Origin of the sequence: Anoxybacillus sp. B2M1 (assembly GCF_001634265.1) — a bacterium.
Lineage (GTDB): Bacteria > Bacillota > Bacilli > Bacillales > Anoxybacillaceae > Anoxybacteroides > Anoxybacteroides rupiense.
The window spans coordinates 3,123,412-3,143,030 of record NZ_CP015435.1 but is presented as its reverse complement, the minus strand read 5'-3'; the positions used below and the strand labels follow the sequence as shown (position 1 = coordinate 3,143,030).

The window sequence follows — 19,619 nt, the reverse complement described above, 5'->3', positions numbered from 1 at the left end:
TGATATATCAAGCTGTTAATCTATCTAAATACCAGCCGGTTTGTCAATCTAAATCTCTATGCATCATAACACACATGGTAAAAAGTTACGTTTTATCCACATCATAATAGGCAACCCTCTGCTCTTGCTTAAGCAACGATTCCACGAATCATGATGGAAAGCATCTTTTTGAACGCTTCAGCATCATCTACGGTATCTCCATGAAGCACAGCTTTGTATGCTTCTGCTCCTTTTGCCACATTCACGTATCCTATCTCCGTGTGAACAAACTAACACAGACCATTTTTTCTTCCGCATGAAAAGGTCATTCTCAGCAAAAACGATCTCCCCCTGAAGCTCACCTTGATCTGATTAACATTGGACAATAAACAAGTTTTTCCTTTATACTAATAGATAAATGATAACTATTCTCAACTAAGGAAGAAAGGATGCTTTACGTTGCGAGATGTTCACAATACGGCTCTTTTAGCCATTTTATTTTTTGTTTTTATCCCTATCATTGTTTCATACAAACAATCATTAAACTTAGAAAAGGATATCCTTTGGTCCTCGTTAAGAGGATTTGTTCAACTCCTGCTGCTCGGGTATTTTATTTCCTATATTTTCTCCTTTAAACACTGGTATGTCATCATAGGTTATGTATTGGCTATGATTATTGCTGCTTCGCTGAATGTTTCTAAAAGAGGGATAGAATATAGACGCACATTTGCTTTTGTATTGCTGGGAATCTCTGCATCTGTCGGCTTTTCTATTTGCTTATGGCTTATGGTTGGCGTCATTCCTTTCCAAGCTCAATACATCATCCCGGTCGGCGGAATGTTTTCGGGAACAGCCATGGTGGCTGCTAGCGTAGTTCTAGAAACGATGAAAAAGTCAGAAAGTACAGATGAGAAGGAAATGAAACGGAACGCTATAAAAATTGCCATGATCCCGACGGTTGACACGTTAAAAACAATGGGGCTTGTTCAAATTCCCGGAACAATGACAGGGATGATTTTAGCCGGGGCTGAACCAATCGCTGCGGTCAAATATCAAATTTTTATCGTCTTTACCCTTATGGTTGTCGCTGCTATCGCCTCCATCATCGTTTGCACATGCAACTACCGTGTATTTTTCTATCATTCTCATACGGCGCAGCAAGAAGCAAGCGCAGGAAAATAAGGTTTGTAGAAGCTGACGGCTTTACTCTCCATCGTCGTTCCTATATCCTTGATGCTTTCTAGCAGCTCTTCTATTTTCCGTTAAAGAGCTGCCGCATCAATGGTCTGTATTGCTCTCCTGCCCTATCAGTGGCCGAAAGTAGGGACATCGCCCTTATGAAACAAAACAGCGGACCATGACTCGGTTTTACCAGCTGATATGGCCGACGTTCAATAACATCAGCAGAGACCCCCTGCTGGTGTTAGCTCTGTCTATGATTTTAGTAAGTCACTCCACGATTTTTCTGGTGTCTTTAATGTGATCTCGCTGAAAAATGTATGGAGACGCTGCTTCCATGTATGGCATTTAGCACATCGTTCTTGTCCGGCACGAGCAATCGCTTCAGCCTCGTCAGGGTGATCTAAATAGTAACGAATTTTTTCAATTAAATCCTCTTTATTTTTATATCCGACAATTTCTTTATCATATTCAAAAAACTGACGCATTTCATCGAAATACTCCGTAAATAACAACCTTCCCGTAGCCACCGCTTCAAAGACACCAACTTTCACATTCGTATACCCTGCACCTGTTTTTGGAAAATTGACGACCATTTTCGCCGAATGCATCGCTTGAAACCATTTCTCGCCATATACAGGACCTTCCGATTTCAAAGGCCATCCTCTTCCAAAAATTTTTGCTTGAAAAATATCTTGAAGCGATTGGGCAATTTCTAATCGATTGGGCCGATAATGGCCAATGATTGAAACATCTGATTGGTACTTGGCAACAGGCTCTCGTGGAATAAAAAAGCGCGAGTCGATCCCAAACGGCATATAAAATGTATTCGTTATCCCTGCTTTCTTATATTGCTTATAGGATAAAACTGAATTCGTTGTGTGGTAATCAAATTTTCCAACGAACTGCCTGACAGTCGGATACACATCCGGATCGCTTAATGTCATTCCAATGACCGTGCAATATTTTTTGACTTCTTCTAGAACCTCCGGCTGAAATGTCAATCCTCCGGCACAAAACAGAATGATATCTGGTTGAAAGCGGGCCACCTCTTCCTTAATAGCTGGCCATTTCACATACACAGGTCCATGGCCGCCAAAACGACGATAAGGATTATAAATGAGATGGGGTCCTAGCTTTAAATTGATCTCATGCACTTGATAGCCATTTTCAAGCAACCCCATTTGAATGCTGCGGACAATTCCTGTTTCTCCCTCTGTATATCTGCCAATAAATACGATTTTTAACGGACTGCTGTCCATCCTTACATCCCCCCAAGCATTTTCATTAGAACGGTTTGATTGATCCGTTCTCTCTCTTGCAAAGCGGTAACGTTATCTTGAATCAACTGGCGATGATTTTGAGAGTTGGTCAGACAGTCCTCGATGAGAATACGGAGAGAGGATATATCGATCTCTTCAATAGGAAAACAATATGGTTTTAAATCGAGTTCTTGATAAAGACCGCTTACTTTGTCATCATAGGATAACCCGATGCTTGGCACTCCTTCGCTCAAAGCAAAAATACTGGCATGAAGCCGCATCGCAATCATTAAATCCAGCTCTCTACACATCGATTTATATTCCTCCGGAGAACAATCATATGGCAAAATCAGTGAATCTCCTTTAAGACGTTTAGCAAGCTGGCGCGCTTTTTCTAATTCTGATGGTAATTTGTTAAAAGACATAATCACAAAAGTAACCAAATATTTCTCAGACAGCTGATTGAGTACAGAAATAAGCTGATGCTCTGCCTTCTTTGCGCTTTTGCGGTCATATGACCAATTGCGCAAATTCAATCCAATATATTTATGCAACGACGTTTTTTTGTTTAGTGAGAAGTTGGTTTGAGCAGCAGCAGGTAATGTGATCACTGGGTCAGCAGACAGTTGTTGCTTGGAGATACCTAACGAGGTTAATAGCTGCGCTGAAGCAGCATCTCTTACTGTAATGCTGTCGACCATTTCGCCGATCCACTTCATAGCCCGCTTCGATTCCTCGCTCGCTAGCGGACCGATTCCAACAGCATATAGCATGGTTTTGACATTTAGCATTTTCGCTAAAATAATGGGAGCTGAGTAATAATTTAATGCTCCTTTTTGATCGATGAATAAATTTTCTGGTGCAAAAGTGTTATAATCTTGAAACAATCCTCCGCCCCCAACAATCAATAGGGCACTTTCTTTTAAAGCTTGGGTAATCCGCTTAAAATCTAAGCCGAAAATATAATCAATTTTTTCATCTCCATAATACGCTTTTATGTTTTTGGACCAAGCAATCACTACAATTTCTATTCGATGATCGACTTGTTTAAGCGTCCGGATAATAGAATGAAGAATAGCGTCGTCTCCGGCATTTCCAGCTCCATAAAAGCCATGGATTAATACTTTCATATAACATCACCCTTTTCTTTTTGTAAGTACAAGTAAATGGTTCGACATCCATAAACCTTTCTTGTTTATTTTTTTCACCTACTGAAACGGATAGCGGTAAAGGCAGAAGGCTAAGCAATCCATTAGATTTTGCAACACACACATAGTGCATGATCATTGTTTCTGTTTCATATTTTCATAGAAACAAACTTCTTTGTTCGTTCCATTAATAAAAATAGATGGTCAACGTTTATGATTATATTTATATTGCTCTTTTCTATTTTCGGAACGGCAGAAAACCTAGAATATCCTTGGAACATATCGCTCTGCGCATTTTCATACTTTCGCAACAAGACTGAAAACCTCTATATAAGTGATCAAAGATTTCGACATTGGATCCATTTGTGAATGATCGGGATTGAACGAGAAGATGAAATAGATGGCCTATTCAAAAGCAGCCTTTGATTTTTTCGCCTTGCCTTCGTCATACCAATGTGCATGACAGATCACCAAACAACGAACCGCCTTCCAGACAAATGTATTGATCCGGAAGCGGTGTTGTTCGGTCATCCAACAGTCGTTTATTCAAAGAGGTGAATATGTTAACATGTCAAATTGCCTCTCTATATAAATGATATGGTGCCAGTTTCAAATATGAGAAATGATGTCGAAAGCGTCAATCTGTTTGATGATAGAATACATCTTTCGTCGTTATATTATCTCTTGAAATGTGTAAATTCTTTAATAATCGCTTCGATTTGCTCACCGCGGTGATCCCAAGTGTGCTGTAAAGCATAGCGGATGCGGTCAGACGCATCTCCTGCATGATGGATATAGTGAAGTACCTTGGAAACAAACTCATCATGAGAATGTCCGATCTCTACATAGGGATACATCTGTCTGCATTCGGGGAGATTGGTTGAAACGACGGGCTTTCCAGCCGCTAAATATTCATATGCTTTGACAGGATTAACAGCGGCTGTAAGTTTATTCTTTTGGAAAGGGATGATACAAACATGAAAAAAAGGAAGATAGTTCGCAAGCTGCTCATGCGTTTTATGCCCTAGAAAATGCATGTTCGATTTCCCATATGAACAATAATTCAAACCAAATTCGGTTCCAATGACGACCAAATCAATTTTCTCCCGCAGCAGTCGCCGCACAAGCTCTTCGTCAATCCACGGTGCCCATGCCCCCACATAACCTACTAGCGGTCTATTATTTTTTGGTAAATCACGTGGAAGGATGGACGATGCATGTTCTAGATGAAGTGATAAATCGGGATCGTAGCCATTTCGTACAATCTCAATACGCTTGAAGGGATAGTCCTTTCGCAGCCGCTCAAACAGAGGCTGTGACGTGCAAATAATGGCATTTGATCGCTTTACCATTTCCGGCTCGTAACGCTGCCATCTTTCCATTTCATCTACGCAATCATAGATCACCCAATCCGGTTTCATTTTTTTTATATAAGGTGTTAATTTCGGCCACGTACACCATAGGCCAACCACATTTCCATACGTCTGTTTCAGTCTTGGATACTCTTCTCTTACCCATTTACTAAAATGATGAACAATATATAATCTTGGCATCATTTCTTCTACAGGCTTTTTTTGCGTTGATTGATTGCAATAAAAAACGGTATATCCTCTTTTAGCCAGCTGCTTGGCCAATTGTTGCGGCCGTTGCCTCATCCATGACCAATCAATCGTCGGGGGAAAAATAATCATGTTCATCATGATCCCTCCATCACCATTTTTCCTCTATATACAATTTTAAAGATGGATTTATAGCAGATTGGAAAGAAGCGACTTGATTTTTTCGACAGTTGGAGACAAGACGGTGACTTGCTTCCATCACGATGGAAGATCGAACAATGAAGTGTCTTTCAGACCTGGGAACGACATTGTTCGACCACTCAACTGCCGAAAGCCAACAATCGCTTCAGCGAAGAAGCGAAAATGTCGATATGTCAAGTTGCCTCTCTATACATACTATGAAATACAGCGGAAAAGGTACGAGAAAAAATGGTTTCGCTAGCAAACGATAAGCTACAACATCCCTTGAAGATGAAACTCTCTTCGCGTCCGTGTGACGAAAGGTGGAACAACACCGACGGCAGACCAATCCCTTTGTCAGCAAACGATGTTGTTTAGTCGCCCGACTAGCGAAATGGCTTATCACCTGCTCATTTTGGAATAAAGTTGATGTATCCAATTGCCTCTATATAAAAATAAATACTAGTGAATATCCAACATTCACAAACCATTTTCTGTTATTCTTTCTCCACACTGAAACACTTTCCGTCGCTGTCGATTTTTCGCTCCAAATCTATATAGTTAATTGCATCAAATATGCAATTCCTAGTGAAATCGCTTATCCAAGAGAATCCGTTGATACATATACTATCAAAGTATCAAACATCAATGAATGAAAGGATGGTTACATTGGCAACTAATCCACAAACAGAAAAATTAAAAAAACAGCTAGTTGCTCTTACACAACGATTAACGCCGACGGACTCCGCTAACTGCGGGATCGATTTCTCCTTTATGATTGACCTGCTAGGTATCGATCTTGATTTTTCTATTCATCTCCCATGTCCTAGTCCTCCAACTCCTGGCGGGCTCGAGCAATATCTTTATAAGGAAATTGCTGTTACAACTCCAAGTGAAGTGATTAGCGGCACACTGATTGCGATTCAGGAGGATTATATCGTAATGGTAGAGTTTGATGGTTCATTAGTTTTGATTCCCCTGGACAAAATTGAAGAAGTTAATGAAATTTAAAGGAGGGAACCACTTCTATGTTTAGTCCCACATTTAGAGAAGAACTTGCAAAGCGTGTTGGTCAATTGGTAGAGCTTGAAACGAATGATTTATTTGTATCCGGGATTTTAGGAGGCTTAAAAGATAACTCGATTGTAGTGGTAGAATTTACTGGATACAGCAATGTCACACATTTTATTTTAATTGCTGACATTAACTTTATCCGCTTCCCGATCGCTTCTTAATCAAGATATTTGATGAATTCGCTCCATTTGGAGTGATTTTTTTTCGTAATGCTTGCATGATGCCTACGAACATTATATATAGTAAAATTTTCATAATGAAGACGTCCCTTTTTTAATAAATCATTTAACACTAGTACATCCTCGTACAGGCGGCCATCCTGAAAATCTTTTACAGGGAAGCCGCCATTTTCTTTTAAAGCCGACGTTCTATAGATACGCGGTCCCAGCGGAAAAGGATATTCTATTAAATCCTGCTGATTGTGAACAGGCTTCCCTTTTCGAATTCCTTTAAATATAACATCCCCATTGTTTTGTTGCTTCCAAAATCTCAAATTCCCATAAAGAACAGAAACTTCCTCAGAAAGATGGGCCAAATGCTGTTTTAAAACAGCCATTGCATCAGGATCCAGCCAATCATCGGCATCCAGCTCCAACACAAAATCCGACTTGATTTGCGGCAATAATTGATTGAAAGCACGCGCTTTCCCGCTATTTATTTGCTGGAAGCTTTCGAGAGGGATTACCCCGTTCCACTTTTGGATTTTTTCATAGGAGCGATCCCTTGAGCCATCGTCAATCACCAATATTTGATCAGGTTGTACCGTTTGATAAAAACAAGAGGCAAGAGCGATGTCAATATATTGTTCCATATTGTAATTCGCCAACATAATGGAAATTGAAGGGGATTCTGTGAGATTTATAGGACGGCTAAAGTATTTCTGGATCATCTCTTGTTTATAAAAGCTAGTATGATTCGCAACGCTTCTTGTTTGCTTGACCGCCCCCTCCGAAATCATGATCGTATTGACTGCGTTTAAACGACTGAACCAGCAAGGCAATACCGCTTCCTTGAACGGGACTTGGCGCTCCAATAAAGAAGAGGATTGCTGCAAAAGACGCGTTTTTACTAAAAAAGGGCGCTGTATCGTTAAATCGCGGACACGATACGAATCGACCATCATCATATTGTCTTTCTCTAATTGCAATAATACGTGTTGAATTTTTTCTGTTAAATAATCATGATCATACAGAAATAATGTATATTCGCACCCGCTTGCTCTAACAAGCTGTTGGATTGTTTTCCCTAAATTTCCCGCGATGATCTTTTGGTATGTGACCGGTTGCGGCAAGGCGGGAATATGAAGCGAAGGAACTAAATCCCCTTTATTTATTATGGTAATATGTTTGACCCGCGAGTGAAGAAGCTGTAAAGAAATAAGCGCCTTCGATAATGAAATCGGCGATGTATAATCTAAAAGCAACACATGAATATCTTCCGCCACTATCATCCCTCCAATGTTCTTTCTTTATCACATAAATAGACAAGCTCCAGCGCTCTGAATAGGGAAACTGTTATTCATATATATGTAGAGACGATGCATTCCGCTCTGCAAAATCATTCAGTATGATCATATCTGCCTTTCCACCTATCCAAAAATAGTCCCTTCATCTATGATGAGTGAATGGCCGCTTTTCCTCCTTCCGACGGTGATGGGGTTTTTGTCATAAACATCTATACAGATTCAGCTTAATAGCAAAAAAGACGGAAGGGATGAAAGATCTTCAACTGTCGCTTCATCACATGAATGGACGGCATCATACTTTCCATATTCATCTATCAAATCAAAATCTACAATCTACAGCTGCGGATACGTGACAAAGATTGAAACAACGCCGCTTTCAGACCTATTCACCATTCTGTAAAGCGGCGTTGTCCGGTCGCCCACCATTGGAATTATCCGCACCTGTTTCCGTTATTCTTTCCGTCCGATGAAGCTTTTTCATTGATGACGATTTTTTTCACACCACCCACCGAGAAGTCTCCTCCTCTACACGAAGGAACGGGAGGAGAGGTTCATTCCGGTCCATATAGGTTAAAGTAAAAAAACAGATAGGCTTTGTTAGAAGGCCTGCCAGTAAAAACATAAAAAAATAGTCCCTATCCATAATGGAACAGGGAACAAAACAAATGATAAAAGGGAGAAGCTATAAGGACGAGCGCTGCTTTAGCCATTCATCCCAAAATTCCGGCATTCCTCCTTGTAACGCAAACGATACGTGTCCTCCTTCCACTTGTTGATATGTTTTATCATGGCTTGAAGCTTTTTCGATGATCGGATAAGATAATTCAGCTGGAATTAAGCGATCTCCATTTGTGCACACAACCAACAAATTGGCCGTGATATTTTCCAATTGAACAGACTTTTCCTTTATTCGAAGGAGGCCATTGATTATTTTATTTTGAGCAATCAAATCCATTAAATCAAGAAAAGCGGCACTCGAAAAAGGAATATGATCGTTCGTCCAATCGTTGAAAAGCTTCCATTTCCTCACATAGGCTTCATCATGGGCGCGCTGCAAAAGAGAGAAATAGTGGCTAAAGTAAAAAGGAACTGTGCATAATCGAACTCCTGCCTTAATGAATTCCCTTGGTACGATGCCGATCTCGCGAAAAAATGAAGCAGGCTGAATCGTTCCGCTTCGAAGCGCCTCCACCCATTTATTCATAATGGGGAGATTTTTCATATCCACCGGTGTAGCAATGAAAATTAAATTTCGAATCGGTTCCTCCGCAATGGCAGCATAAATCGCGGCCATTGTCCCTCCTAAGCAGTAGCCGATTAATGAAATTTCAGCGGCTCCTGAATGCCTGATTGCCCGTTTCACTGCCTGCTGAAGATATGAAACAATATAGTTTTCTAGCGTGATATCTTTGTCCTCATAAGCAGGAGCTCCCCAATCTAGCAAATAAACGTCATATCCTCTCGATCCAAATCCCTCAATCAAGCTTGTGCCCGGGGCCAAGTCCAAAATGGAGGCGCGATTCACGAGCGAATAGACATGAAACACCGGAATATCATACTTTTTATCTGGGGAAGGATAATACCATAGCACAGCTTTGTTTTTTTTCCAAATCGAAATTCGTTTTGTTTCATTTGCACGCTCCGCATCTGATCGTACCGTCCATATATTGCGCCAGCGGCTGATTTCTTTGTGGACATGCCCTACTAATTCATTCTGCTCCATTTTTCATGTCTTTCCCTTCATTCAAAGAGTGAACAACCTTCGCCAGCATTTCTCGAATATCCCCTAATTCTGCTTCTATTTTGTTGATTTTCTCATTAAGTATGGTTTGTTGCCGTACATCAGATAGCGGCCAAAGTTGCTCTTCAAGGGCATCAATTTTTTCTTGTGTATCCACGACAAGTTGGGCAATATTCGCCATATCGCTTTTTAAAGGAAGATTCAATACATTGGATAGCAATTCCTGATGGGCTTTTATTTTCCCTACTTGCCGAGAAATAAGCGGCTCTAAAACAGCGAATAACCGAACCCATGCTTCATGATTCAACAATTGCTGAATAGATGCATTTCCCTTGTTTTCAAGCTGAAAGCTTTTTGTTTTTAATTGTTTATATATGGCATCTAAATTGCGAGCTTTGAAAAGATTTTTATTGATTTGAACCTCTATGTTATATGGTCGCACTCATTCCACCGTCCACTACAAGAATATGGCCTGTCACGTAATCCGATGCTTTAGATGCAAGATAGATCGCAGCTCCCTTTAAATCCTCTGCATTCCCCAATCTCCCCGATGGTGTTTTTGCCAAAAGATCATCACGGACATGCTGTAATGCAGACGTTAGTTTTGTAGGAAAAAAACCTGGGGCAATCGCATTGACCTGTACATGAAAAGGAGCTAGCTTGGCCGCTAAATCTTTTGTCAGCGCAATCACGGCACCTTTACTTGTCGAATAGGGCCATGCATCCATCAATGTTGCTTGCTGTCCGTACATGCCGGCTATGGAAGCAATATTGATAATTTTCCCTGACTGCTGCTCAGCCATCATTTTTCCAGCCGCTTGCGAAAATAAAAACATCCCTTTGACATTAACCTCCATCACTTTCTCCCATTTGTCTTCAGGAACATCGAAAAAGGGAGCCATCCATGATGTTCCGCTATTGTTGACAAGAATATCAAGCGCTCCAAACCTTTCCTTTGTTTGCTGTAAAACCCGCTTGATATCATCCGCTTGAGTCACGTCACAGGCAAGAGCCATGGATGGTGCTCCTAATTGTCGAATTTCTTCGCATGCTTCCTCGCACTTTTCCAGCTTGCGTGAACAAATCACTACATTCGCTCCTGCTTCTGCCAGCCCAATAGCAATTTGCTTTCCTAACCCGGTACCTCCGCCTGTAACAATGGCTGTTTTATTTGTTAAATCAAATAATCGATGCATCATTGCTTCTCCCTTCTCTACTGCTTTTTTCGAAAAAGAAAGCCATGCTCTCGTTCATTCCTCGCTTCGCTCAGAATGATCTTACATGGCTTTCTTTACATTGCACAATCGATTACGATACAAATGCAACTGAAAAATGGAATAACGGATCTCTGAAACATGAACGGCCGAAGACAAGTTCACTAACCTTCCCCTGTCGCTCATTCACGTGACAAAGATCCGAACTGTACCGCTTTCAGCCGCATTGATGGTTTTGTGAAGCGATTCGTTGTTCGGCCATCTCACCATTGAAAAACAATCTGAACTCCATATCCAATATAAATTACGAAGAAGGTTGAGCTACATCTATATAGATATAGCCCTTAATGAAGAGATGCTAAATTAAGGAGTACAAATATCTAAAGTTGGGAACAAGGCGCAGAGCACTGCTTCAATGACACTTAGTAAAATATTCAATATCTCTGTTAGATCAACTTCTGGAAGATCTAAATCAAAAGAAAAACTAATCGTACCAAGCGGAGTGGTAAGCGAAATGCTCAATCCAAAGTCTGGATCAATTACTTGTTGTGCGCTTACTTGCTGTGTGCTAGCTTGAGCTGTTGATGGAGCCGCTGTGCTCGCTGTATTATTAGTCGTAAGCTTCCCATTTCCCAATGACTTGACAGCCTCGTTAATTCGGTTAATGAGCTCGGCTGCTTGCGCAGAATTTCCTAGCCCGCCAAGGTTAAGCTTCATAACTTATTTTCCCCCTATTATTAGATTTCTCTATACTGTACTCATTTTGATTGAAAATGCTGTAGGTAAAGAGAATAGATTTCAAAAAATATGCTATTTCAACATAGATTTAGGAACATATGTCTAAATCTGGGTCTATTGCACAAATGATCGCTGTCACAACATTTAAAATCGTATTCAACAAGTCTTCAATCGGTAAATCCAAACCAATTGAAAACGAGATGGTTCCTAGAGGTGTTGTTAAAGTAATCGTTAAACCGAGATCTTCTCCAACCTGCTGCGCACTTACGTCCTGCTGAGCTGTCGGATTCAAATTCAAAGAAATATTTTGACTGTCTGGCAAAGCCGCTAATAAATTTTTAAACTGTCTTAACAGTTGAACCTGTGTATCTGTGAAGCTCCCTAAATTCGCTAAAACGAGTTTTTTCGCCATTCTGCTTTTCCTCCTTTCAAGCAAGTTATTATATTCTATTTTTTCCCATCATCATTGTTGTGTGCGATTGTAATGGCTCTTGTATCAACTATTAACTATTTTTTCAGCTCACAGTCGAAACAAATATCCATACTCAATCGAGTACAGGACAAATTCCGACAATCCGTATAGAGATGATGCGGCGATCCAATAATAGCCGCTCCAAAGAAAGATCGCTCATTCGATGATGGGAGAAAAATCGGCGAATGGCTCGTGTCACGTCAAAACGTGACCAAAAGCTGAACAACATGATAGACTCCTTGCTTATTCAGGATGAAAATCAAATGTCAACACACCCTATTGGATTGATAGAGTGAAATCATCTGTACTGGATAGCAACGCTAAAAGCCACATCTATCAAAAATGACTCTTCAACGGCTTGTCTGTTGTAACATATTTACTTTATTGATATGGGCTATCCTTGACATCATGAATAAAAAAAGCGCAAAGCCCCCTTCCAGTGTGAGTCGACGCGACTCGAGCCGATGGTGTTTGAAGCTAGACAGCGCCTTACTTCTTTAATAAGGGAGAGAAATTCTAATATGAAAAAAAGCTCCATTTTCCTGTTTTATATTTTTCAGGAAAAGGAGCCCTACTAACAAAACCTTTATGTTTATTCTTTTTTTCGTCTTCTTCCGCATCCACAGCCTCTTCTCTTTTTTTTGTTTTCTTTCTCTTTCTTTTCAGTCGATTCTGCAGACTTTTTATGCTTTTCTCGTGCCATCCTTTCTCCCCCTTCTACAAATAAATTTAACTTGAAATTTCAGCTCTTCGCTGTTCAAAAAAATCAGTTCGTCTATTCCCAAAGAAGGCTTGGAGGGAGCACTCATGTCCAGCCGGACGGCCCAATAAATGGTTTGAAAAGCCGAAATACCAAGCTATTTCTATATAATCTTATGTTCACTCTTTGATAATGGTTAACAAAATCAACTATTCTACTAATTTTTCTACAATGGCTTCGATCACTCCAGCCATTCCCGCAATCGCCAGGATCATGATCACCGGTTCAAAAACGGCCGGAAAAAGCCACCCTCCTAAAAATAATCCTGCCGCACACCAAACTCCTGTACACCAGTAACAGCTTAAAAGCTCTCCTAGAAAGGCACGAATCCCTTTTCCTTTAATGACCACATATGTTTCTGCCACATTTTCAGCATTTGTTTCTACAATTTCCTCTAAAAAAGGTTTTCTAATAAAACTCGTTATTTGATCGTATACCAACAATCTAGTCAGCCGAAAAACAGCAAACGAAAAAACGAACAGTTCTATATATGAAATACTGTTCAGCATCCCTTTCCCCTCACTTTCCTTATCATCATATGCAGGGAGGAATCAATTATGTTCAGCCAACTGCGAACTTGGGAATGGATCAATCCTCTCTATAGAATGGGTGTTCGAAGCCAAATCTGTGGACTTTCTTTCCCACGCCAATATGAACTTGCAAAGCCGTAGGCTCTTGGACATCTGACAATCGACAGTCAATCCAAGCTCTGAAAAGATGCAAATGTGAACATCTAAAACCTCATCTCCCCTGAAATTATCGATACATCAACATGCCAAGTTCCATCTATATCTCCTGTCCATAAACAGCAAAAACAGCCATCAAAGAATAGTCCTATTTTTATAAGAATAAAGCAGCAATAACCGATCTTCACACGGCCGAATCCTAAATGGCCGGCCCCAGTGAAGCAAAATAGAAAAAATGGGCACAGGCATTTGTATGTTTATCCAATCAAAAATCGGCACATTTGCATTATATGTATACAGGAAAGGAGGATATTTACCACGTTTCTATTCCATTTTGCCGCATTCCAATTGAAAAAACCGTTCATCTCAAAAGAAAAAACGGCCCTGAGGACCGACACTGTGACACATTGAAAGGAGGAGAATCCATTTGTCTGATAACAAAAAAAACCTGGAGCAAATCTCATCAAGCTTAGCCAAACTGTTTATTTTAGATGCATTTAATAAGCACAACGTAAGCAGCGAGCACAGACGGCAGCTTTCAGATGACGAAAAACAGCAGCTGAAAGCACTAGTAGGAAATTTACAAAACCAAGTAAATGAATTTCTCGAAAAGCAAAACCAACCAAAAATCGCGAAAGCCAGCAAAACTCCTGAACCCCCAAAAAACACCACTTTAAGAGATATGTTAAAAAACAGAAAAAAATCGTGACAAGTACGCAATAAATGGGTCAATCCCCTAGGGCAAGTATCATATACAAAAAAATCCTTTCCGCATTTAATAGTATTAAAAGAAAAAGGAGGAAAATAACTATGGAAGCCAGACCATATTCGTGGCAGGCTCACGGTTCCGCATGTCATCCCATTGAAAAACGGTTTGAGCCAAATAATTACTATAACAACAGATTTAACGTCTGTGATGATAGTGACAACAATTCTACAGTGATGCAGGATGCGGTTCAGAGAGCTGACACAGAGCAATTATCGTCAGAAACCATTATCGTTAAGGACTCTTGCGACATCGAAATCTCTTCTACAGAAACACAAGTAGCTGTCGCTCTACAAGTTGTTCTTCAAGTAGCGATCGCATTAGTCATTAACTTAACAATCGCTGACAGCATCCGTGCTGAGGCAGTCACACAGGAATTGCTACAAAAAGCAACGATTACTCAAGCAAACAAACAAAAATTGATCATCGAAAATTCTAAAAACGTCGTTGTTACTACTACAGATACTGATGTTGCTATCTCCCTCCAAGTATTGATTCAAATTCTCGTCGCGCTTGTTGTACAAATCGACATTCTCTAAATCTGTCAAGGCGAGGGTATTCGCCCTCGCCTTTGTACCTTTCCTCTCCCAGCACGATTGCTTTTGTATCATCGATTATGAATACGTGTTTTATCATTTGGCTCTTGAGATTTTCTTTTCATCTGTCATTTCAAATCCAACATTCTTAGGCAAATCTATAACATAAAAAGCAAATCTTTTCCATGATAAACACATTTCTTTCTTGAATATTTTCCCTAATTTTTAGACAAATGCCCACACACTATAAAATGAACGCACATACTCTGTTAGGGACAGAAGGTCAATAAAACCAGTTATAAGGAGTTGAATTAAATGGGCCACGATAAGCATCATAAAGATTATAATTGCGTATGCAGAGCGGTTGAAGAAATTTTTGATGCGCAAGAAGCCATTGAAGAACAGTGCCCGACTAGCTGCTTCAGCAACTTGTTAAACCCTGCTATTTCTCCAGGAAGAGATACCGTTCCTTTTATCCTCTATACAAAAAAAGGAGATCCTTTCACTATTTTCGGAAATGTGGGCGGCTTTACTGGCGATATGGCATGCTTTAAAACGATTTTCTTCCGTGTTGAAAATATTAAAGACTGCTGCGCAACATTATCTTTATTAAGACCGGTTGATGGAGACGGCGAAACCATTAGTGTCTGCGATCCTTGCGATCCAGATTTCTTCGGTCTCGAAAAAACGAATTATTGCATAGAAGTCGACTTGCAGAACTTCACTGCTATTCAATGCTTACCTCCTGATTTAGTAGGCCGTGCGAGAGATACAAAAAAACACCATCACCACGGTTAAGAAAGGAAAATGGCTGCTGGTTCTACCAGCATTTTTTCTGTCAAGTTCCTAAAAATAGACTGCCCAATACAATGAGGCAGTCTATTTTCATACAATAAAGAAAGAAGCAAACAAGAAGATGGCCAAAAAAATTTTTTACCCTGCAGAATATATTTTATTCAGAAGCTTAATATTTGAATATTCAAAATTTCATTTTGCGCAAATTCCAATAACCGTAAATCGCCGCTTCTTCTAATTTTCACTCTGTTATCTTCTCTCTCTACAATCACACCTCGAATGTTTTCTGATTCTGTTTCAATGATACATAGCGCTTTAGGTACATAAGATGGCAAGTTCGTTAAATAATCGATTTTCTCGGCAACCGTCATCTCCGTAAATCGTTTCCGATACTCACGTATATCCGTATCGCTCCATGTTTCTTCTTCTTGCTCTTCCTCTTGTTCCGTCACTTCTTCTTGCTCCGTCACCGCTTTCTCCTCTTCCGTCTCTGCTTCAGTTGGTGTAGCATCCTCAGCTTCTTCAACCACCATCTCATACTTTTCTTCCACTTCTTCTACATCTTTGACTTCATCTTTTACCTCTTCAACATGTTGCTCTGTCTCATCCTTCTTTTCTTTATATGGTGTTTCCGAAACATCCTTTTCCTTTTTTATAACAACTTTTTGCATTGGAGCATTCATTCTTTGAAAGCCCGGCTGCGCAATATATAGCAATGGCTTAGGTGATGGTTTTCTTTTCATACAATTTTCACCTCCTGTTCATGTTTATTCTATGCGTTCCCTCTCTTTTTTGATGACCAGAAAGTGAACAGGAGGGATTGTGCATGAAGTCACAAGCGTTTCGTCTTGTCTGTTGCTTAGAGGAGGAATTAGAGAGGCCTGATCAATCTATCGATAGAAGCGGAAACCGAACCATTCATCAGCTGGAAAAATACGAACGTTTTTCTGGAGGATCGAACAAACGGCATATGCAAACATCTACGGTCGCATGAATCTCGTTCACTCGCTTTTTCGTCAGCGTGACAGAAGCCCGAACCACGCCGCTTTCATCTCCATTTCAAGGGACTGCGTTGTTCGGCCAGCGGATCATCCACGTGCTTCTTACCAATGGTAGTCTCCCACCTACACTTCAACTTAGAGGCGGGAGACTTCTCGATGAATATGTTTTAAACGACTTTATATAAGATCCATCACCAGCACACATGATTTTTTCCTATATCTCGTTATGATTCAATGACGGTTAATTTTTCTTCCGCTTTTGTCCGCGGTCTGGCCTGTGGGATCGAAGCAGGGTAGCCAATATGTAATAGCCCAACAATTTTTTCTCCCGGCTCTACTCCTACTTTTTTGCGGAAAGATGGCGAATAAATATAGGCTCCTGTTTTCCATATCACGCCAATTCCTTTTTCCCATGCAGCCAGTTGGAAATTTTGGATTAAGGCACTTGTTGCCGCTAAATCCTCCTCCCATTGCTTTTGACGCGGATCTTCCTGCATGACGACTAATAAATGCGCTGGAATCGGTTGGAGCTTTTCTCTTAATAGATCAATATTCTTTCCATTATTGGATTCTTGAGCAATCGCATCAATCAGTTTTTCTTTTCCTTCATTCACAAACAGTATAAAACGCCATGGCTCTCTTAATCCATGATTAGGCGCCCAAACAGCTGTATTTAATAATTCACATATCACTTCTTTTGGAATGGGATCTTCTTTAAACTCCTTAATCGACCGACGCTCTTTAATGGTATGAGCTACTTTGTATTCCTGCTGCATGGTGATCATTTATGCCTCCTTATGATAATAATAATGATTTTCAATTACAATTATTTCAAAATTGAAGGGATTTGTAAATGTCTTTCCCTTCAGCCTTTTCTTCACCTTGCTCCCCATTAGATATGAATTCCCCCACCTGCGTCTATTATCATTGCAGCACTTCTCCCTTAGATGCCTGCTGAGGCTCTATCACCAAATTGTGCCATATAAAGACGATAATAAGCTCCTTTCCGCCGCATGAGCTCATCATGGCTTCCTTCTTCAATAATCCGCTGATCCGCTACCACGGCAATCCGATCAGCCTTTTTAATAGTCGCCAGCCGATGCGCAATCACAATGGTTGTTCTTCCCTGTGCCAAATGATCCAACGCTTCTTGCACAGCTTGTTCGGTTTCTGTATCTAAAGCGGATGTAGCCTCATCTAAAATAAGAATAGACGGATTTTTTAAAAACATCCTTGCGATCGCGATTCTTTGTTTTTGCCCGCCTGACAGCTTCACTCCTCTCTCCCCGATCAACGTATCTAATCCATCCGCTTGACTGTAGATCACATCTTCTAATTGCGCTTTTCTTGCGGCTTCCCAAATTTCTTCTTCTGTTGCATCTAATTTGCCGTAAGCAATATTATCGCGGATGGTGCCATCAAAAAGATAGACATCCTGTTGCACAATGCCGATATGTGAACGCAGAGACTTTAAAGAAATATCCTGAATATCGATTCCATCAATCATGATGCGGCCACGATCTCGCTCATAAAATCGCGGCAGGAGATGGCAAATCGTCGATTTTCCCGAACCTGAAGGCCCTACCAATGCAATGGTTTCTCCCGGACGAATATGAAGATTTAAGTGATCCAGCACACGTTTATCATGTTTATAGGAAAACGACACATTCTCATAACGAATTTCCCCATGGACATGTGACAGCTGAAGCGCATGAGGGTGATCCGTAATTTCTGGTTTTGTCTCTAAAAACTCGATAAAACGTTTAAAGCCGGCAATGCCCTTTGGATATGTTTCAATGACCGCGTTAATTTTTTGAATGGGCCCGATCAACACGTTGGCTAATAATAAGAAAGCGATAAATTCACCATATGTCATTTGCCCATCAATCACAAACCACGCTCCTGCCAGCAGCACAAACAAGGAAAGAATTTTCGTTAAAACATAATTCATGGATGAGTTATTGGCCATAATTCGATAAGAGCGCAGTTTTGTCCAACGAAAGAGATCGTTGCTTTCTTTAAATTTCGCAATTTCATGCTCTTCATTAGTAAAGGACTGCACAACACGAATACCGCTTACATTGTTTTCAACGCGTGCATTAAAGTTTGCAATATCGCCAAATAGCTGCGAAAATGCCACGGACATTTGCTTCCCAAAATAAATCGTCAACAGCATAATAATCGGAACGAGAGTAAAAATCATCACGGCCAGCTTGGGGTTCACCGCAAGCATAATCCCAAATGTGCCAAGCAACGTCATGATGGCAATAAACAAATCCTCTGGACCATGATGAGCCATTTCTCCAATATCCATTAAATCGTTCGTCATGCGTGAGACTAAATGTCCCGTCTTTGTGTTATCAAAATAGCGAAAAGAAAGCTTTTGAACGTGCTGAAACGCTTCGTTGCGCATATCTGTCTCAATATTGATCCCTAATTTATGGCCCCAATACGTAACAACGTAGTTGAGCAAAGCATTCAAAAGATAAATGAACAACAGTCCTACACAAGCCCATAATATTAGGCTCCAATTCCCGCTCGGCAATAGATCGTCTACCACTTGATTCACCGCAAGCGGAAACATTAATTCAATAATGGCTGCTAATACAGCACAAGAAAAATCAAGCAAAAATAATCTTTTATATGGCTTATAATAAGCGAAAAACCTTCGAACCATCTTTACTACCCCCTTTTTATCGAAGCTCTATGTACATTGTACAGACTTCAGCGCTTCCCCGCCATTCACTCTTTCTCTCTATCGCCTTCCAAACTCGAATCAATTTTCAAATGTCGATAACAACCCATTTAAAATAGGTCGCGGACACCTAATGAATGATAATGAAAATCATTTTTGATTATAATTTTACAATCAAGCTCTTGTCAATAAAAGAAAACGTCTGGATTGATGCTGCGGCTGCCCTATTTTTTTAATCCTGCTGGATCAATTTATATGAACCTTCCATCAGATTCCGTGAGGCTGTCCAATGCTTATCCTTGACCGTTCCAAGGGGTTCTGGGATACTGAAAAAAAGCGGGAAAAGGAAAGAAACCAGAGCTTGATCAC

At 40.4% G+C, this 19,619-nt stretch carries 21 protein-coding genes; 7 read left to right on the top strand and 14 right to left on the bottom strand.

What is annotated here, in order from left to right:
- Positions 1-438: 438 nt before the first annotated feature.
- The gene (locus GFC28_RS15270; RefSeq protein WP_044742769.1) at positions 439-1,161 is read left to right on the top strand and encodes an ABC transporter permease; all 723 of its coding nucleotides are present in this window, start codon (positions 439-441) and stop codon (positions 1,159-1,161) included.
- A 251-nt stretch (positions 1,162-1,412) separates the two neighbouring features.
- Here GFC28_RS15270 and GFC28_RS15265 read toward each other — a convergent pair whose 3' ends face one another.
- From GFC28_RS15265 to GFC28_RS15255, 3 genes are all read right to left on the bottom strand, one after another.
- Positions 1,413-2,420, bottom strand: a complete 1,008-nt coding sequence (locus GFC28_RS15265; protein WP_044742770.1) for a CgeB family protein — start codon at positions 2,418-2,420, stop codon at positions 1,413-1,415.
- A 2-nt stretch (positions 2,421-2,422) separates the two neighbouring features.
- Positions 2,423-3,550 carry a polysaccharide pyruvyl transferase family protein gene (locus GFC28_RS15260; protein ID WP_044742771.1) on the bottom strand — a complete coding sequence of 376 codons (1,128 nt, stop codon included), beginning with the start codon at positions 3,548-3,550 and terminating at the stop codon, positions 2,423-2,425.
- 695 nt (positions 3,551-4,245) lie between these two features.
- Positions 4,246-5,265: a glycosyltransferase family protein gene (locus GFC28_RS15255; RefSeq protein WP_052660945.1), complete on the bottom strand. Its 1,020-nt coding sequence runs from the start codon at positions 5,263-5,265 to the stop codon at positions 4,246-4,248.
- A gap of 711 nt (positions 5,266-5,976) precedes the next feature.
- Here GFC28_RS15255 and GFC28_RS15250 point away from each other — a divergent pair.
- Complete coding sequence (locus GFC28_RS15250; protein ID WP_044742772.1) at positions 5,977-6,318, top strand: hypothetical protein; 342 nt, start codon at positions 5,977-5,979, stop codon at positions 6,316-6,318.
- Positions 6,319-6,335: 17 nt separating this feature from the next.
- On the top strand, positions 6,336-6,542 hold the full coding sequence (locus GFC28_RS15245; RefSeq protein WP_044742773.1) for a hypothetical protein: 207 nt from the start codon (positions 6,336-6,338) through the stop codon (positions 6,540-6,542).
- Here the strand turns inward: GFC28_RS15245 and GFC28_RS15240 are convergent.
- The 8 genes from GFC28_RS15240 to GFC28_RS15210 all read right to left on the bottom strand — a co-directional run bounded on the left by GFC28_RS15240 (position 6,539) and on the right by GFC28_RS15210 (position 13,280).
- Positions 6,539-7,825 (bottom strand): glycosyltransferase family 2 protein, encoded by a 1,287-nt coding sequence (locus GFC28_RS15240; RefSeq protein ID WP_052660946.1) that lies wholly within the window; start codon positions 7,823-7,825, stop codon positions 6,539-6,541. The two genes, GFC28_RS15245 and GFC28_RS15240, sit on opposite strands and share 4 nt — an antisense overlap.
- Before the next feature lie 703 nt (positions 7,826-8,528).
- Positions 8,529-9,569, bottom strand: a complete 1,041-nt coding sequence (locus tag GFC28_RS15235) for an alpha/beta fold hydrolase (RefSeq protein ID WP_052660947.1) — start codon at positions 9,567-9,569, stop codon at positions 8,529-8,531.
- Positions 9,556-10,029 carry a hypothetical protein gene (locus GFC28_RS15230; protein WP_044742775.1) on the bottom strand — a complete coding sequence of 158 codons (474 nt, stop codon included), beginning with the start codon at positions 10,027-10,029 and terminating at the stop codon, positions 9,556-9,558. The genes GFC28_RS15235 and GFC28_RS15230 overlap by 14 nt, the downstream gene beginning before the upstream one ends.
- Positions 10,016-10,783, bottom strand: a complete 768-nt coding sequence (locus GFC28_RS15225; protein WP_044742776.1) for a glucose 1-dehydrogenase — start codon at positions 10,781-10,783, stop codon at positions 10,016-10,018. The genes GFC28_RS15230 and GFC28_RS15225 overlap by 14 nt, the downstream gene beginning before the upstream one ends.
- 381 nt (positions 10,784-11,164) lie before the next feature.
- Complete coding sequence (locus tag GFC28_RS15220) at positions 11,165-11,518, bottom strand: hypothetical protein (protein ID WP_044742777.1); 354 nt, start codon at positions 11,516-11,518, stop codon at positions 11,165-11,167.
- 109 nt (positions 11,519-11,627) lie between these two features.
- A complete protein-coding gene (locus tag GFC28_RS15215) occupies positions 11,628-11,951 on the bottom strand; it encodes a hypothetical protein (protein ID WP_044742778.1) in 324 nt (107 codons plus the stop codon).
- A 133-nt stretch (positions 11,952-12,084) separates the two neighbouring features.
- A complete protein-coding gene (locus GFC28_RS19385) occupies positions 12,085-12,240 on the bottom strand; it encodes a hypothetical protein (RefSeq protein ID WP_156487545.1) in 156 nt (51 codons plus the stop codon).
- Between the two features lie 680 nt (positions 12,241-12,920).
- Positions 12,921-13,280 (bottom strand): DUF1360 domain-containing protein, encoded by a 360-nt coding sequence (locus GFC28_RS15210; RefSeq protein WP_044742779.1) that lies wholly within the window; start codon positions 13,278-13,280, stop codon positions 12,921-12,923.
- Positions 13,281-13,884: 604 nt separating this feature from the next.
- Here GFC28_RS15210 and GFC28_RS15205 point away from each other — a divergent pair.
- The 3 genes from GFC28_RS15205 (at position 13,885) to GFC28_RS15195 (ending at position 15,557) form a co-directional block, all read left to right on the top strand.
- Positions 13,885-14,166 carry a hypothetical protein gene (locus GFC28_RS15205; protein WP_044742780.1) on the top strand — a complete coding sequence of 94 codons (282 nt, stop codon included), beginning with the start codon at positions 13,885-13,887 and terminating at the stop codon, positions 14,164-14,166.
- A gap of 101 nt (positions 14,167-14,267) precedes the next feature.
- On the top strand, positions 14,268-14,762 hold the full coding sequence (locus tag GFC28_RS15200) for a spore coat protein (protein WP_044742781.1): 495 nt from the start codon (positions 14,268-14,270) through the stop codon (positions 14,760-14,762).
- A gap of 312 nt (positions 14,763-15,074) precedes the next feature.
- Positions 15,075-15,557: a CotY/CotZ family spore coat protein gene (locus GFC28_RS15195; protein WP_044742782.1), complete on the top strand. Its 483-nt coding sequence runs from the start codon at positions 15,075-15,077 to the stop codon at positions 15,555-15,557.
- 158 nt (positions 15,558-15,715) lie between these two features.
- Here GFC28_RS15195 and GFC28_RS15190 read toward each other — a convergent pair whose 3' ends face one another.
- The gene (locus tag GFC28_RS15190) at positions 15,716-16,297 is read right to left on the bottom strand and encodes a CotO family spore coat protein (protein ID WP_044742783.1); all 582 of its coding nucleotides are present in this window, start codon (positions 16,295-16,297) and stop codon (positions 15,716-15,718) included.
- Between the two features lie 83 nt (positions 16,298-16,380).
- On the opposite strand from GFC28_RS15190, the gene GFC28_RS19380 reads away from it, so the two are divergent.
- On the top strand, positions 16,381-16,548 hold the full coding sequence (locus GFC28_RS19380; protein WP_156487544.1) for a hypothetical protein: 168 nt from the start codon (positions 16,381-16,383) through the stop codon (positions 16,546-16,548).
- 231 nt (positions 16,549-16,779) lie between these two features.
- On the opposite strand, the gene GFC28_RS15185 is transcribed toward GFC28_RS19380, so the two are convergent.
- Entirely contained in the window at positions 16,780-17,340 is a 561-nt protein-coding gene (locus tag GFC28_RS15185; RefSeq protein WP_044742784.1) for a nitroreductase family protein, read from the bottom strand.
- A gap of 158 nt (positions 17,341-17,498) precedes the next feature.
- Positions 17,499-19,232, bottom strand: a complete 1,734-nt coding sequence (locus GFC28_RS15180; RefSeq protein ID WP_044742785.1) for an ABC transporter ATP-binding protein — start codon at positions 19,230-19,232, stop codon at positions 17,499-17,501.
- Positions 19,233-19,619: the final 387 nt, after the last annotated feature.